Here is an 893-nt window from a genome sequence, read left to right on the forward strand (position 1 = left end):
TGAATAAAACCCATTTCCCCCCATCCCAGACTTGATTCATATGTTGAATGGACTGACGACGACGACCATCTTCTAGCTTAATCACGCCGACTACTTTATTAGCAATATGCTGGTAAGAGAGTAATTTTTGTGCCGCTTCGACTTTACTCATTTTATTCAAAAGTAAAGCGGCATTTTGGTTTTCGCTGTCATTGAGCGTTTTTATTAGCTCACGAGTAAAAGTAACTTCATCGGCAGAATGACGATTTGCCTGCTCAATGAGCGCAATCGCTGCGATTTCTTCTGGCCCATCAAAGGTGGGTTTGTTGAGCGTTTGAACCGGAGGAATCGGCGTACTTTTCGCTTGCGGGTCGACTAAAAATTGCGCCTTATAGTAAATGGTTTGTGGCCCACTGGCTTGACGGATAGACCACTCGGCACGTCGCCCGCTATCGGTGCTAATGTAAGAAATACCATAACCGGGCGAGGAAGCATTTTCGCCCACTAAGGTAAAACCATCTTGTGTATGAGGCGCGGCTAGGGAAACTTTAACTTCTTTTCCTTGGGCATTAAACTCAATACGCGCTTCAATATCCCATACTTGGCGGGTTTCTCCCGGTGTCCAAGGTACGCCATAACTTTGGTGGCGTATCATACTTAAGGTAATACCGACCGCAACCAGCAAGAAAATGGATAAATAGAATGGAACTCGTGATGTCATAACTGACCTTATGTATTTTATTTTGTTTCTGTCTGAATGTATTTCCGACTCACATCCACGACCGCAATGTCACGGATAAACTCTCTACCGAGTAGAATTGGATGGCTCATTTGCGAACGGTCAGCCAGTGTAAATTGTGCTTTTTCATGAATTGCACCCAGTTTTACCCATAATTCAACGACGGGACGACGCT

Annotated in this window: 2 protein-coding genes; both read right to left on the minus strand. The window is 44.7% G+C overall.

What is annotated here, in order from left to right; genetic code table 11:
* Positions 1–700, minus strand: a 700-nt coding sequence (locus B7C60_RS19630) for a UUP1 family membrane protein (protein WP_245869533.1), incomplete at its 3' end; no start/stop codon positions are given.
* A 17-nt stretch (positions 701–717) separates the two neighbouring features.
* Positions 718–893: putative ATP-dependent zinc protease (locus tag B7C60_RS19635; protein ID WP_245869677.1), on the minus strand; the 176-nt coding region annotated here is incomplete at its 5' end.

Source organism: Vibrio fujianensis (assembly GCF_002749895.1).
Taxonomy (GTDB): domain Bacteria; phylum Pseudomonadota; class Gammaproteobacteria; order Enterobacterales; family Vibrionaceae; genus Vibrio; species Vibrio fujianensis.